Source organism: Micromonospora sp. MH99 (assembly GCF_021442385.1).
Lineage (GTDB): Bacteria > Actinomycetota > Actinomycetes > Mycobacteriales > Micromonosporaceae > Micromonospora.
The window spans coordinates 24,568-37,123 of record NZ_MUZA01000014.1; the positions used below are offsets into that span (position 1 = coordinate 24,568).

Annotated in this window: 15 protein-coding genes; 11 read left to right on the forward strand and 4 right to left on the reverse strand. The window is 70.5% G+C overall.

All coding sequences use genetic code 11. The features are described 5' to 3' along the window. Positions 1-105 precede the first annotated feature (105 nt). The 7 genes from B0E54_RS10235 (at position 106) to B0E54_RS10265 (ending at position 4,921) form a co-directional block, all read left to right on the forward strand. A complete protein-coding gene (locus B0E54_RS10235; protein ID WP_234583121.1) occupies positions 106-486 on the forward strand; it encodes a hypothetical protein in 381 nt (126 codons plus the stop codon). 184 nt (positions 487-670) lie between these two features. After that, positions 671-1,273: a DUF4178 domain-containing protein gene (locus tag B0E54_RS10240; protein ID WP_234583122.1), complete on the forward strand. Its 603-nt coding sequence runs from the start codon at positions 671-673 to the stop codon at positions 1,271-1,273. A gap of 89 nt (positions 1,274-1,362) precedes the next feature. Further along, positions 1,363-2,220, forward strand: coding sequence for a hypothetical protein (locus B0E54_RS10245; RefSeq protein WP_234583123.1), 858 nt, complete (start codon positions 1,363-1,365; stop codon positions 2,218-2,220). A 72-nt stretch (positions 2,221-2,292) separates the two neighbouring features. Then, entirely contained in the window at positions 2,293-2,958 is a 666-nt protein-coding gene (locus B0E54_RS10250) for a hypothetical protein (protein WP_234583124.1), read from the forward strand. A gap of 10 nt (positions 2,959-2,968) precedes the next feature. After that, positions 2,969-3,778 carry an SDR family oxidoreductase gene (locus B0E54_RS10255; protein WP_234583125.1) on the forward strand — a complete coding sequence of 270 codons (810 nt, stop codon included), beginning with the start codon at positions 2,969-2,971 and terminating at the stop codon, positions 3,776-3,778. Positions 3,779-3,946: 168 nt separating this feature from the next. After that, positions 3,947-4,486, forward strand: coding sequence for an orotate phosphoribosyltransferase (locus B0E54_RS10260; protein ID WP_234583126.1), 540 nt, complete (start codon positions 3,947-3,949; stop codon positions 4,484-4,486). Positions 4,487-4,543: 57 nt separating this feature from the next. Next, positions 4,544-4,921, forward strand: coding sequence for a helix-turn-helix transcriptional regulator (locus B0E54_RS10265; RefSeq protein WP_007454255.1), 378 nt, complete (start codon positions 4,544-4,546; stop codon positions 4,919-4,921). Positions 4,922-5,090: 169 nt separating this feature from the next. On the opposite strand, the gene B0E54_RS10270 is transcribed toward B0E54_RS10265, so the two are convergent. Continuing rightward, entirely contained in the window at positions 5,091-5,912 is an 822-nt protein-coding gene (locus B0E54_RS10270; RefSeq protein ID WP_234583127.1) for a DedA family protein, read from the reverse strand. Positions 5,913-6,050: 138 nt separating this feature from the next. Further along, a complete protein-coding gene (locus B0E54_RS10275) occupies positions 6,051-7,607 on the reverse strand; it encodes an LPXTG cell wall anchor domain-containing protein (protein WP_234583128.1) in 1,557 nt (518 codons plus the stop codon). A 182-nt stretch (positions 7,608-7,789) separates the two neighbouring features. On the opposite strand from B0E54_RS10275, the gene B0E54_RS10280 reads away from it, so the two are divergent. Beyond that, on the forward strand, positions 7,790-8,275 hold the full coding sequence (locus B0E54_RS10280) for a SigE family RNA polymerase sigma factor (protein WP_234583129.1): 486 nt from the start codon (positions 7,790-7,792) through the stop codon (positions 8,273-8,275). Next, a complete protein-coding gene (locus B0E54_RS10285) occupies positions 8,272-9,336 on the forward strand; it encodes an LCP family protein (protein WP_234583130.1) in 1,065 nt (354 codons plus the stop codon). The genes B0E54_RS10280 and B0E54_RS10285 overlap by 4 nt, the downstream gene beginning before the upstream one ends. A 4-nt stretch (positions 9,337-9,340) precedes the next feature. On the opposite strand, the gene B0E54_RS10290 is transcribed toward B0E54_RS10285, so the two are convergent. After that, positions 9,341-9,553, reverse strand: a complete 213-nt coding sequence (locus B0E54_RS10290) for a hypothetical protein (RefSeq protein ID WP_234583131.1) — start codon at positions 9,551-9,553, stop codon at positions 9,341-9,343. A gap of 122 nt (positions 9,554-9,675) precedes the next feature. Between B0E54_RS10290 and B0E54_RS10295 the strand changes: the two genes are divergently transcribed. Next, positions 9,676-10,059, forward strand: coding sequence for a phage holin family protein (locus B0E54_RS10295; RefSeq protein ID WP_234583132.1), 384 nt, complete (start codon positions 9,676-9,678; stop codon positions 10,057-10,059). Positions 10,060-10,195: 136 nt separating this feature from the next. After that, positions 10,196-11,221 (forward strand): class II fructose-bisphosphate aldolase, encoded by a 1,026-nt coding sequence (gene fbaA, locus B0E54_RS10300; protein WP_234583133.1) that lies wholly within the window; start codon positions 10,196-10,198, stop codon positions 11,219-11,221. A 52-nt stretch (positions 11,222-11,273) separates the two neighbouring features. Here the strand turns inward: fbaA and B0E54_RS10305 are convergent, their stop codons facing one another. After that, positions 11,274-12,467 carry an LOG family protein gene (locus tag B0E54_RS10305; protein ID WP_234583134.1) on the reverse strand — a complete coding sequence of 398 codons (1,194 nt, stop codon included), beginning with the start codon at positions 12,465-12,467 and terminating at the stop codon, positions 11,274-11,276. Positions 12,468-12,556: the final 89 nt, after the last annotated feature.

Here is a 12,556-nt window from a genome sequence, read left to right on the forward strand (position 1 = left end):
CTGATCGCGGTGATCAAGAGGTTTGCGTCATCGGAACGTCTTCTCATGACGCAAACCTCTTGATCAACAGGGTGAGAGGTGGGCGGGGAGGGAAAGGGTTGGGGCATGTTCGGGATGCGTAAGGCTTGGGAGCGGGAACTCGGTGCGGCGGTGGACGAGCTGGTCACCGCCGACACGCTTGCCTTCGGTGGGGTGGGGATCGCCGGCGCGACCCTGCCGGTGACCGAGGCGTACCAGCGCGTCGAGGCCGCGCTCGACGACCACCCCGAGGAGGTACGCCGGCAGCTCGACCGGCTGCTCGCCAAGGGGTCACCCGCAGGTCGGGCGTACGCGGCGACGCTGCTGGAGCGCGTCGACCCGGCGGCGGCCCGAGCGGCGTGGACGTCGCTGCGGGACGACCCCACCGAGTTCACCACCTTCGTCGGGTGCGTCATGGGGCGCTCCACCCTCGGCGACTACGCCACCCAGCGACTCGCGGCGGCGTGACCCGGCCGGGTCGTGCAACCCGGCCCATCCGGCACGGCGGAGTGGCGCGAACCCTGGCATCCACAGTGACCACGGCCGGCGACACCCCGGCTGCCGTCGGTAGCTGAGCTTTCGGTCACGACGCGACTCATTTCGGTGCGCGAGGTTGTTACCGTCTGCGCCGACGTACCTGGGGAGGTGGTCGGTGGACGGGTCGCAGGCGTACCTGGTGGCGGCGGTGGTCGTACTCATCGTGGTCGTGCTCGTGATCGTCGTGCGAGCCCGGCGGCGGGCCGCGGCCCGGCCCACCGGCGTGCCACCGGCCGCCCGACCCACCCTCGACGGCGCCAACCGACTGGCGCCGGGTGATCGCGTGCGGATCGGCCAGCGGGAGTACGTCGTGAGCGGCACTATCCGCCTGGTCGAGGGGGACTGGAGCTGGGTGCAGCACCTTCTCGACGACGCCTCCGGCACGCCACACCGGCTCTCCGTCGAAGGCGACGGCGACCCCGAGCTGGAACTGGTGCTCTGGACCGCCCAACCCGGCGCGACCGTCACCCCCGGCGCCCCGACCATCGACCTCGGCGGGCTGCGCTACACCTGGGCCGAGACCGGGCAGGCCCGCTACACCGCCACCGGCGAGACCGGCCTGCCCTCGGCCGGGACCATGCGCTACCACGACTACCAGTCGGGCCCGAACGCCCGGCTCTCCTTCGAGGCGTACGGCGAAGAGGGCTGGCGGGTCGCCCGCGGCGACCTGCTCGACCCCGCCGATCTGGCGATCCGACCCACCGGCGACGGGCGCTGAGCGACCCGACGCGCCCGCCGCGTTCGGCACGGCATGCCGGACTGGCCGGTTGCCGATACGGTGTGGGCCCGATCTAGGGAAGGAGAATCGTGGTCGATTCCCAGAGCACGCCGGCCCGCCAGCGGCCATCCACCGTGACGATTTCCAGCTATCTGCTCTACCTGTTCCTGGCGTGCCAGGTGATCAGTCTCATTGTCACCCTCTCCACCATCGGCAAGACCCGGGACGTGCTCCGCGACGTCTACTCGACCAGTACGGCCGAGGGCGCGGATCAGGTGGCGAACTTCGTCTTCGCGTTCGCCCTCGGCGCCGGCATCCTCGTGCTCCTGCTCGCGGTCGTGCTGGCCGTGCTGGCCATCTTCAACAACCGTGGTAGCAACGGTTCGCGCATCACCACCTGGATCGTCGGCGGCATCATGGTCTGCTGCACGGGTGGCACCGTGCTCAACGGCGCGGGCGGCGGCAGCTTCACCACCGGTGGGAACACCAGCGGCGACATGCCGAGCAGCGAAGAGGTCCAGCGCCGCCTCGAGGAGGCGCTGCCGTCCTGGATCGCCCCGGTCAGCATCACGCTCGGCGTGATCAGCCTGCTCGCGCTGCTCGCGGCGCTCATCCTGCTGGCACTGCCCAAGTCGAACGAGTTCTTCCGCAAGCCCGCCGCGGCCTGGGAGCCCCCGACCCCCGGCACCAGCTACCCGGGCTACCCGCAGGCATCCGGCCAGCCCGGCTACCCGCAGGCTCCCGGCCAGCCCGGCTACCCGCAGGCTCCCGGCCAGCCGGCCCATCCGTCCAGTGGCGAGCCGGGTTACCCGCCCAGTGGCGAGCCGGGCTACCCGTCGACGCCGGGCCAGGCACCCGGGTCGGAGCAGCCGCCGTCCGGCACCGACCGGCCGGACGACACGCCGCCGGCGGACCGCCCCGGCCCGACCCCGCCGTCGACCAGTTGACCGCTGGATAAGCACGACGCCGACGATCCCTCCGAGTAGGTTGCAACCCGACGCCTACCGGAGGGATCCGTCGTGTCGTACCCCGAACCGGCACCGCCCCGCCGGCCTGCCGTGGTCCTGCTGGCCTCGGCCGTGCTGCTGGTGATGGCGGTGGCCGCGCTCGCGTACACCGTCGTGGACCTGGCGGTGCTGGGCCGGACCGTGGACGCGTTCCGGGCTGCCGCTCGGGACACCTCGGCGACCCCGCAGCAGATCGACGACGTGGTGACCCTGCTGCGCGCGTCGGCGGCGCTGACCGCGGTGGTGGCGGCCCTCTCCGCGCCCGTGCTCGCCGGCCTGGCCCTCGGGCTGCTGACGGGTCGGCGGGGCGTACGGGTGGCCACCTGGGTGGTCTGCGGGCTCGGGCTGCTCGCGGGATGCTGCAGCGTGGCGGTGCTCGTCGGCGAGCGGGCCGCGCCGCTGCGGCTGGGCGCCGACGAGCAAGCCACCGCCGAGCTGCTCGGCCTCATCTCGGACGCGTACCCGTCCTGGTGGATCCCGCTCAACGCCGGGCTTTCGGTCGGGCAGGCCCTCGGTTACCTTGTGGTAGCAACGCTGCTGACCCTGCCGGCGGCCAACGCCTGGTTCGGTCGACACCGCCCCACGTCACCCACCATGCCGTCCGCCCCACAGGCGTTTCCGCCCGCACCGCACCAGCCCCCGCCGGCGTCCGCCGCGCCCCCGTACCCGCCCAGGTGAGGACCCGCCCGTGACGCTCGATCCCACGACCGCTGAGCGACGGGCCCTGATCACCGGCGCCACCGCCGGCATCGGCGCGGCCTTCGCCCGACGTCTGGCGGCCGACGGCTGGCAGCTGGTGCTGGTCGCCCGGGACGCCGGCCGACTGGGCGAGATGGCCACGGAGTTGGGCTCCCGGCACGGTCGTGCCGTGGAGACGTTGTCGGCGGACCTGTCCACCGACGACGGCTGCGCGACAGTCGAGCACCGGCTGACCTCCGACAGCCCCGTCCACCTGCTCGTCAACAACGCCGGCATCAGCCTGAACAAGCCGTTCCTGCGCTCCACAGCGGAGGACGAGGCACGGCTGCTCCGGCTCAACGTGCACGCCGTCATGCGACTGACCCTGGCGGCGCTTCGGCCGATGACCGAACGGCGCGACGGGGCAGTGATAAATGTCTCTTCGGTTGCGGGTTTTGGCGCGGTGATGCCCGGGTCGACCTACTCGGCCAGCAAGGCGTGGGTCACCAATTTCAGCGAGTCCGTCGGCCAGTCGGCACGCCCATTCGGTGTCCGGGTGATGGCTCTGTGCCCCGGCTACACGCGCACCGAATTCCACGAACGGGCCGGCATCAACATGTCGAAAACGCCTGAGTGGCTGTGGCTGCGAGCCGAGGATGTCGTCGACGACGGCCTACGTGACCTGCGGAAAGGCAAGTTGGTAAGCATCCCGGCATGGAAGTACAAGGTGGCGGTCGCCGGTTTGCGTCACGCACCGCGCCGACTGATCGAGGCCGTCTCCCGCGACACCCGTGGCCGGATCGGTCGCGACGAGCGCTGAGCCCGCGACGCCGGTCCCGGCAGTGGAGCCCACCGTCCGGCGTTGGCGCACCGCCATCGGGTCGGTCGCTGAGCGTAGCCGAACATAGCCAGTCATCGGTGTCTCACCGACCTGATCCGGGAGGCCCGTCCACACGGCGTTCAGAGTTGAGCAGTAACCTCTATCGCCATGGGGGACCACGACGACCTGCGCAAATTCATTACCGACCTGGCTGTGGTCCACGGACGGGTCACGTTGTCATCGGGGCTCGAGGCAGACTGGTACGTCGATTTGCGGCGTGTCACGCTCCATCACCAGGCCGCTCCGTTGGTCGGTCGGGCGCTGCTCGATCTCACCGCCGACTGGGAGTACGAGGCCGTCGGTGGGCTCACCCTGGGCGCGGACCCTGTCGCGCTCTCGATGCTGCACGCCGCCGCTCCGACCGGCCGCGCCCTCGACGCCTTCGTGGTGCGAAAGGCGGGCAAGGCGCACGGTCTGCAGCGACGGATCGAGGGACCGGAGGTGGCCGGCCGCCGAGTGTTGGCGGTGGAGGACACGTCCACAACGGGCGGAAGTGTGTTGACCGCTGTCGAGGCGCTTCGTGAGGCCGGAGCCGAAGTCGTGGGCGTGGCGGTTATTGTTGATCGAGGCGCCGGCGACGCGGTGCGAGCCGCCGGATTGCCGTACAGGGCGGCCTATACGTTGGCTGACCTCGGCCTTGTGGCGTAAAAGTTTGCCGATTCGGATCTGCTGATATGCAGGCGGATCGATGCTGCTGGTGGAAGGATGGAATACGTGGGAACTGCGTTGGCCGAAATGACAATGCCTCAGATCTCGCCGCTTGCCGGTGAGCCGATCGAACGTGCCGATGCCGAGCGTCTCGCGGGGGTCCTCAAGGCCCTCGCGGATCCCGCCCGGTTGCGGCTGCTCAGCCTGATCCAGTCGGCCCCCGAGGGCGAGGCGTGCGTCTGTGACTTGACCGCGCCGCTCGGCCTCTCTCAGCCGACGGTCAGTCACCACCTGCGTATCCTCACCGAGGCCGGCTTGCTGGAGCGGGAGAAGCGCGGTGTCTGGGCGTACTACCGGCTGGTCCCGAGTGCGATCGCGACGATCGCCGACCTGCTGACCCCGCCGCGTAAGCGGGCCACCAAGAAGGCCCGCTGACATAGGCGCTGCGCACCGTCCCACGCCGGGGCGGTGTCCGGTGGCGAACCAGGGGTGGCGCCACCGGTAGGTGATACCTGCTCGTCCTCGGCCGCACCGCCGGAGGGCGGGCCTGACATGCCGACGGCCGACCCCCTCACCAGGGGGCCGGCCGTCGTCGTACCTGCGATCAGCGCTCCTGGCCGTGCCCCCGACGGTCGTGGTCGTGCGGGTGCTCGTCGTGGTCGAACTTCTCGCGTACCGCGTCGACCGCGCCCGCAGCGCTGGCCGCCGCGACCACCGCTACCGCCTCGCCGCGCTTGCGCGCCCGCCGGTCACGCAGGAACTCGAAGAAGATCGGCAGCACCGAGATCAGGATGATCAGGGCGACCACCGGCAGGATGTAGTGGTCGATCTTGTCGCCGATGGCCTTGTAGATCCGGTCGGCCAGCAGGTAGCCGATCAGCAGGATGCCGTCCACCCAGAGCACCGCGCCGACGATGTTCCACATCAGGAACTGCCGGGCCGGCATGCCCAGCGCCCCGGCGACCGGGTTGAGGAACGTCCGTACGATCGGGATGAAGCGCGCCAGCACCACTGCCTTCGCCGGGCCGAACTTCTGGAAGTAGTACTCGGCCTTCTCGACGTACTCCTTCTTGAAGAGCCGCGAGTTGGGCCGCTCGAACATCCGCCGGCCGTACCGCGCGCCGAGCCAGTGCCCCAACTGGGCGCCGAGGATCGCGCAGATCGGCCCGCCGATGAGCAGGCCGGCCAGCGAGAGCCGGGTGCCGTCACCGAAGATGGCGTCCGCCACCGGCGAGGCGGCCACGCCGGCGAGGAACAGCAGCGAGTCGCCGGGGAAGAAGAAACCCACCAGCAGGCCGGTCTCGGCGAAGAGGATCACCCAGACGCCCACCAGCCCGAAGGTCTGCAACAGGTCCTTGGGATCGAGCGGGTTCAGGGCGACGCTCTCCGTGAGAGCGCGGGTCTTCTCAGCTGTGTCCACGGCCACAAAGGGTACCGAAGCCCCGTGCCCGTACCGCGCCGGACCGGCTCCCACCACCCGCTGGCCGTAAACGGCGGTGCCCCGCCGACAAGCGTTGTCGGCGGGGCACCCGTGGTACGGGATGGATCAGATTGTTCGCGTGGATCAGGCGACGAAGCGGGTCCGGCGGCGCTTGGCCACCAGGTAACCGCCCACGCCCGCGACGAGCAGCAGCGCGCCGATGCCGGCGATCAGGCCGGTCGACTGACCGGTGATCGGCAGCGCGCCACCGTCACCGCCACCCTCGCCGCCGCCGTTACCGCCGGCTGCACCCTTGATGGTGAAGGCCGAGGTGTCGTTCTTCGGGTTGAGGTCGGCGATGGTGGACCCCTCGCCTTCCAGGTTGAAGTGCAGCAGGTGAACTGAGCCCGGTGCGCCGGCCAGATTGTCGATGCGCAGCCCGAACTCGAAGACGGCCGCGTCGCCCTTGTGCAGGGTGTCGTACCAGAGGCAGAGGTAGGCGCGCGCGCCCGGATCGCCGTACCAGCCGACCATCTCGCCGTCCTTGAACGGCGAGCACTCGTCCGGCGCGGTCACGACGGTCGCGCCGGCCGGAATGGTGATTTCGGCGGCGGTCGTCAGCTCGCGGGGCGAGTACGTGTTGATGGCAGCCGGGCCGTTGTTGACGAAGCCGACCTTGGTGTTGACGGTCTTGCCTACAGCACCGGCAACCTCGGCCCCGGTGGCGGCAACGTCGGCCCGCTGGTTGCCGGTCACGGTCGCCGTGATCATCGTGACGTTGTTGCTCGGATCCTTGTCGGTCTGCTTGAGCTGACGGGCCTGCGTGGTCGGCGCCGGGACCAGGGTCAGCGCCGCGCCGGTGCCCTTTCGCCATTCGCCGGCCGGGAAGGGGAACTCCGCGAGGAACGCAGCCCAGTCGCCATCGGCGAACCACTCAGCCGAGCCGTACTGCTCGCCCGGTGCCCAGGCGTCCGGTGCGATCTTGAGCATGGACGACGAGTCCAACTGGACGACGGCTTCCGGCTCGATCTTCTGGTCCATCGCGCACTGGGCGAAGTTGGTGCCGAATGCGTAGAGGTAGGAGCAGTTCGAGTGCTGGGCCGCGGTGAGACCGGTGCCCGTCAGCAACAGGACAGCGCCGTTCGTCGTCTTGTCACCGACGTTCGCGACGCGCAGGGGCGCCTTCACGGACGCTCCTGGCGCACCCGAGACCTCAAGGACGTCGTCCGCCTTGAGATCCACGCCCTCGCCCACCTCGATCGTGGACGTGGCAGTGACATTCGCCCTGCCCTTGGAGGCCATGGTCAGGGTGAGGTCAGCCTTCTTGCCCACCGACGCGGTGTCCTTGGCCTTGACGGTGAGGTCGAGGACATAGTCGATGGTCTCGGCACCCTTGAGATTGCAGGTGATGGTCGTTGCGGTCTGCGAGCAGCCGGCCACCGAGTCGGTCAGGGTGACCGTGGCGAAGTCGGCGACCGCAGAGCGGTCAACAGTGATGGTGAAGTTCTCCGGCAGGGCCTCGGCGAACGCCTGGAGCATGACGGACTTGGCCTCACCGCCGGGGGCGAGGAGGGCGTTGTTCGCGTACAGGAAGACCTCGTTCGAGGGCTCCTCGGCGAGGGCCGGGCTGGCGGAGGCGGCGACGAACGCGCCTGCGACGCCCAGGCCGGCGAGCCAGCGCCGAGTGGAGTGGGTGAGCATCAGGGGGGATTCCTCCAGTAGGGGGATTCAGGTGCAGCCTGCGGATCTTAAGGAATCGCTAAGGTTCGCTGTCGCCCCTGATCACCGCTCGGTCGCCAACATGAACCGAAAGGTTGATCAGCGTCGCCGCAACGTTCAGGCCGTCCGCTCCCGTCATCTGAGGCAGGACCCCGGGAGGTGCAGTGACGTACGAGGAGTTCGCGGACACGCGGCTTGCCCCGCTGCTGCGGTACGCGGTGATGCTCACCGGCGATCCGCACCAGGCGCAGGATCTGGTGCAGGAGACGATGGTCCGGGTCCAGCTCAACTGGCGGCGGGTCGTCCGCGCGGACTCGCCCGAGCGGTACGTGCGCCGGATGCTCACCAACCAGTACGTCGACTGGAAACGCGGCTCGTGGATGCGCCGGGTGCTGCTGCGCGGTGAGCCCGACGAGTCCCTGCCGGCGTCGGTCGACCACGCCCAGTCCGCCGTGGACCGGGACCAGATCTGGTCGTGGCTGTCCCGGCTGCCGCGCCGGCAGCGCGCCACTCTCGTGCTGCGCTACTACGAGGACCTACCCGACGCCGAGATCGCCGACATTCTCGGCTGCGCCGTCGGCACCGTACGTTCGTCCATCTCCCGGGCCCTGGCCACGCTCCGGGCCGAGTATGTGGAGGTTCGCTCATGATCGAGGATGACCTGCGGGCCGCCTTCGCCCGGCACGAGCCGCTGACCCCGCCGACCGGTCCGTTGCGGGCCGCCATCGACCGTCTGGCGATCGGCCGGCGTCGACGCCGTCGCCGCTGGCAGGCCGGTGGCACCGCGCTGGCCCTGCTCGGGGTGCTGGGGCTCGGGGTGCCGCTGTTGACTCCGGAGCGCGCGGGGCCGCCGCCGACCGCCGAGCTGCTCGGTGAGTCGGCTCGGCCGGCACCGTCCGGCGCGCTGAACATCCTGCTGCTCGGCATCGACGGCGACGGGCGGACGGCGGCACGCGCGGACGCGGTCCTGTTGGTGCACATCCCCGCCGACCGCAGCCGCCCCTACCTGGTGTCGCTGCCGCGTGACCTGGGGGTGCCGATTCCGGGCCAGGGAACCGACAAGCTGAACGCCGCGTTCCCGTTCGGCGCCGGTTTCACCCGTCCCGAGCTGACCAAGGGGTACGAGCTGACTCGCCGTACGGTGGCCGAGCTGACCGGGGTCCGGGTCGACGCCGGCGTGGTGCTGACGTACCGCGCGGTGCGCTCGCTTACCGACGCGGTCGGCGGGGTGCCGGTCTGCCTGCCCGAACGGGTTCGCTCCGTCCACACGAAGCGGGTCTTCCCGGCCGGCTGCCAACGTCTCGACGGCGCCGCGTCGGTCGACCTGCTCCGCCAGCGCTACGGTCTGCCCGAGGGAAGTCAGGATCGGGACCGCAACGCCCGGCTCTTCGCCGCCGGGCTGGTCCGCCAGAGCACCGACCAGGGCGTGCTCACCGATCCGGTACGCCTCGCCAAGCTGCTGACCACCGTCGGCCCGGACCTCGTCGTGTCACCCGACCGAGGGACCCTGCTGGACCTGCTGCGGCTCGCCCCCACGCTGCGATCGGTGGAGCCGGTCGGGATCGGCCTGCCGGTCGCCTGGCCGACCGGGAAGGAGCGCTACCTGCGTACCGACCCGAAGCTCGCGCCGGAGTTCCTGACCGCGCTGCGGGACGACCGGCTCGGCGACTGGACGGCCCGGCACCCGAAGCTGGTCGACGAAGCCCGCTGAGCGGTCAGCGGTAGTCGTCCTCGTCCCCGGTGACCACCCGGGCCTGCTCCATGGCATCCCAGTCGTCGACCTCCATGCCGCGCTGCGGCTCGACGTCGACGTGGGCCGGGTCGACCACGGTGGCCTGCTCGACCGCGTCGGCCGGCTCCGCCTCGGGGTCGCGTTCGTCGGCGGCGAGGTGGTCGCCGGGGGTGAAGTCCTCATCGGGCTGACCCATGGTCCCTCCCGGGTTCTCGGGGCACGATTCCCACCACCGTACGGGCTGCGTCGACGCCGCGCGCGGAAGCCGAGTCGGCGGAATCAACCCATGACGGCGCGCGCCGATGCCAGGATGGTGCCGTGGGCTTCCTCATCCGACTGGCGATCACCGCTGTCGCGTTGTGGGTGACCACCCTGATCGTGCCCGGCGTCGACGTGCACGGCCGTTCGGGTGGCAACACCGTGCTCACGCTGATCGTGGTGGCGCTCATCTTCGGCGTGATCAACGCGGTGCTCAAGCCGATCATCCGGGTGGTCGGCTGCGTGTTCTACCTGCTGACGCTGGGCCTGTTCGCGCTTGTCGTCAACGCGCTGCTCTTCCTGCTCACCGACCGGATCGCCCGCGGGCTCGACCTGCCGTTCCAGGTGGACGGCTTCTGGCCGGCGTTCTGGGGAGCCATCGTGATGACAGTGGTCACCTGGCTGATCAGCGTCATCGTGCCGGACCGTCTGGACACCCGGTGAGCGGCTGACACCCCCCTCGGTTGGTCCTGCCCACCACACCTGCGGGATACTGCCGGGCGGAGGACAGCGCGGTCCGGCGCACAAGTGAACAACAGCGGCCAGCACGGCCGAGAGTGGTAAGTAAGGAGCGCATCACATGCCCATCGCTTCCCCCGAGGCCTACGCGGAGATGCTGGACCGCGCCAAGGCTGGCCGGTACGCGTACCCCGCGATCAACGTGACCTCCTCCCAGACGCTGAACGCGGCGCTCAAGGGCTTCGCCGACGCGGAGAGCGACGGCATCATCCAGGTCTCCACCGGTGGTGCCGAGTACCTGTCCGGTCCCTCGATCAAGGACATGGTCACCGGCGCGGTGGCGTTCGCCGCGTACGCGCACGAGGTGGCCAAGAAGTACCCGGTCAACATCGCGCTGCACACCGACCACTGCCCGAAGGACAAGCTGGACAAGTTCGTCCGGCCGCTGATGGGCATCTCGCAGGAGCGGGTGAAGCGCGGCGAGCAGCCGCTGTACCAGTCGCACATGTGGGACGGGTCGGCCGTGCCGGTCGCCGAGAACCTGCAGATCGCCTCCCAGCTCCTCGACGAGGCCGCCAAGGGCAAGATCGTCCTCGAGATCGAGGTCGGCGTCGTCGGTGGCGAGGAGGACGGCGTCGAGAACGCCATCAACGACAAGCTCTACACCACGGTCGAGGACGGCCTGGCCATGGTCGAGGCGCTCGGCCTGGGCGAGAAGGGCCGCTACATGGCGGCGCTGACCTTCGGCAACGTGCACGGCGTCTACAAGCCGGGCAACGTCAAGCTCCGCCCCGAGATCCTCAACCAGATCCAGGAGGCGGTCGGCGCCAAGTACGGCAAGGACAAGCCGCTCAGCCTGGTCTTCCACGGCGGCTCGGGCTCCCTGCTGAGCGAGATCCGCGAGGCTCTCGACTACGGCGTGGTGAAGATGAACATCGACACCGACACGCAGTACGCCTTCACCCGGCCCGTCGCGGACCACATGCTCCGCAACTACGACGGCGTGCTGAAGATCGACGGCGAGGTCGGCAACAAGAAGCAGTACGACCCGCGTACCTGGGGCAAGGCCGCCGAGGCCGGCCTGGCCGCCCGGGTCGTCGAGGCGTGCGAGCACCTGCGCTCCACCGGCACCACGATGTCCAAGTAACGACGTACGGCCCGACGGCCGGCTCTCCCCTCGGGGGAGCCGGCCGTCGTCGTCAGGTGGTCAACAGGCGGACGGCCTCGTGGACGTCGTCGGTGAGGTGGATCGTCGACGACAGGTCGCCGAACGGCGAGGCGGCCAGCAGCGGACGCAGCAGCGCTTCCACCGGCAACTCCCGCGTCCAGTAGTCACGGTCCAGGAAGATGTACGCGCCGCTGGCCCCATCGGTGCCGTAGTAGGTCTTGGTGGCCGCCTGGAACACCTCCTGCACCGTGCCCGCCCGACCAGGCGCGAAGACGATGCCGCCCCGGGCGAGCCGCAGGATGGTGTCCTCCCGGATCGCGTTCGAGAAGTACTTGGCGATCCGCCCCGCGAACAGGTTCGCCGGCTCGTGCCCGTACAGCCAGGTCGGGATGGCCAGCCCGCCGGCCCGCGCCCACCCGGCGTCCCCGGCGCGCTGGCGGGGCACGCCCGCGTACCGCTGCCGGACCGTCAACGCCGCGGCCGTGTACCGGTGGTGGTCGGTGAAGTCGGGCGCGGTGGCCAGCAGGTCGATCGCCGCGGTCAGGTCCGCCGCCGCGTGGTCCGCCAGGTACGCGCCGAGGTTCGCCGCCTCCATCACCCCGGGGCCCCCGCCGGTCACCACCAGCCGGTCGGCCCGCGCCAGCTCCCACCCCAGCACGGCCGCCATCCGGTACGCCGCACTGCCGCGCTGCACGGCGTGACCGCCCATGATGCCGACCACCGACTGCGGCCCGTACCCGCCCAGCCAGGCGCGGGTGGCGTCGGCGAGCGCGTTGTCCACGCCATGGTCGTGCAGCCGCTGACCGAGCGCCTCCTTCACGTCCGGCAGCGCACCGCCGTGCGCCCGGTAGTGCTCGTACACCCGGGTGTCGTACATCCCGGTGAACCCGCCCTCGGCGAACCCGTCGGCGAGGTCGTCCGGCGTGTAGAGGTGCGACGGCTGGGTCGGGTACGGCAGCCCGGAGAACGGCGGCACCACGTTCGCGCCGCGCCGGACCAGGTCGGCGCCGACCTCCCGGGAGGCGAACCGGCAGCCGACGAAGAGCGTGCCGGTGACCTCGATGCCGGTCAGGTCGGGCACCGGGGCGAGGTCGAGGCGCAGGCCCTGCACGGTCAGCCCGGTCAGGCGGCCGGTGCCCAGCTGCCGGTCGAACTCGTCCCGGGTCTGGATCTCGTCGGCGTGCAGGTGGGGCTCGATGACGTCGGTGGGAGGTGGGGTCGGCACCCGGCCATCCTGCCCCTTGGGCGAGGCCCGCCAAACCTCGGGCGGGGTGGACGCGACAGGAGCCCGGTGGTCGTGGCCACCGGGCTCCT

Excerpts from the sequence above, each read along its gene's own strand:
- B0E54_RS10260 (WP_234583126.1), top strand. The coding sequence starts at position 3,947 with ATGGGGGACCACGACGACCTGCGCAAATTCATTACCGACCTGGCTGTG.
- B0E54_RS10235 (WP_234583121.1), top strand. The coding sequence starts at position 106 with ATGTTCGGGATGCGTAAGGCTTGGGAGCGGGAACTCGGTGCGGCGGTG.
- B0E54_RS10275 (WP_234583128.1), bottom strand. The coding sequence starts at position 7,607 with ATGCTCACCCACTCCACTCGGCGCTGGCTCGCCGGCCTGGGCGTCGCA.
- B0E54_RS10285 (WP_234583130.1), top strand. The coding sequence starts at position 8,272 with ATGATCGAGGATGACCTGCGGGCCGCCTTCGCCCGGCACGAGCCGCTG.
- B0E54_RS10265 (WP_007454255.1), top strand. The coding sequence starts at position 4,544 with ATGGAATACGTGGGAACTGCGTTGGCCGAAATGACAATGCCTCAGATC.
- fbaA (WP_234583133.1), top strand. The coding sequence starts at position 10,196 with ATGCCCATCGCTTCCCCCGAGGCCTACGCGGAGATGCTGGACCGCGCC.
- B0E54_RS10290 (WP_234583131.1), bottom strand. The coding sequence starts at position 9,553 with ATGGGTCAGCCCGATGAGGACTTCACCCCCGGCGACCACCTCGCCGCC.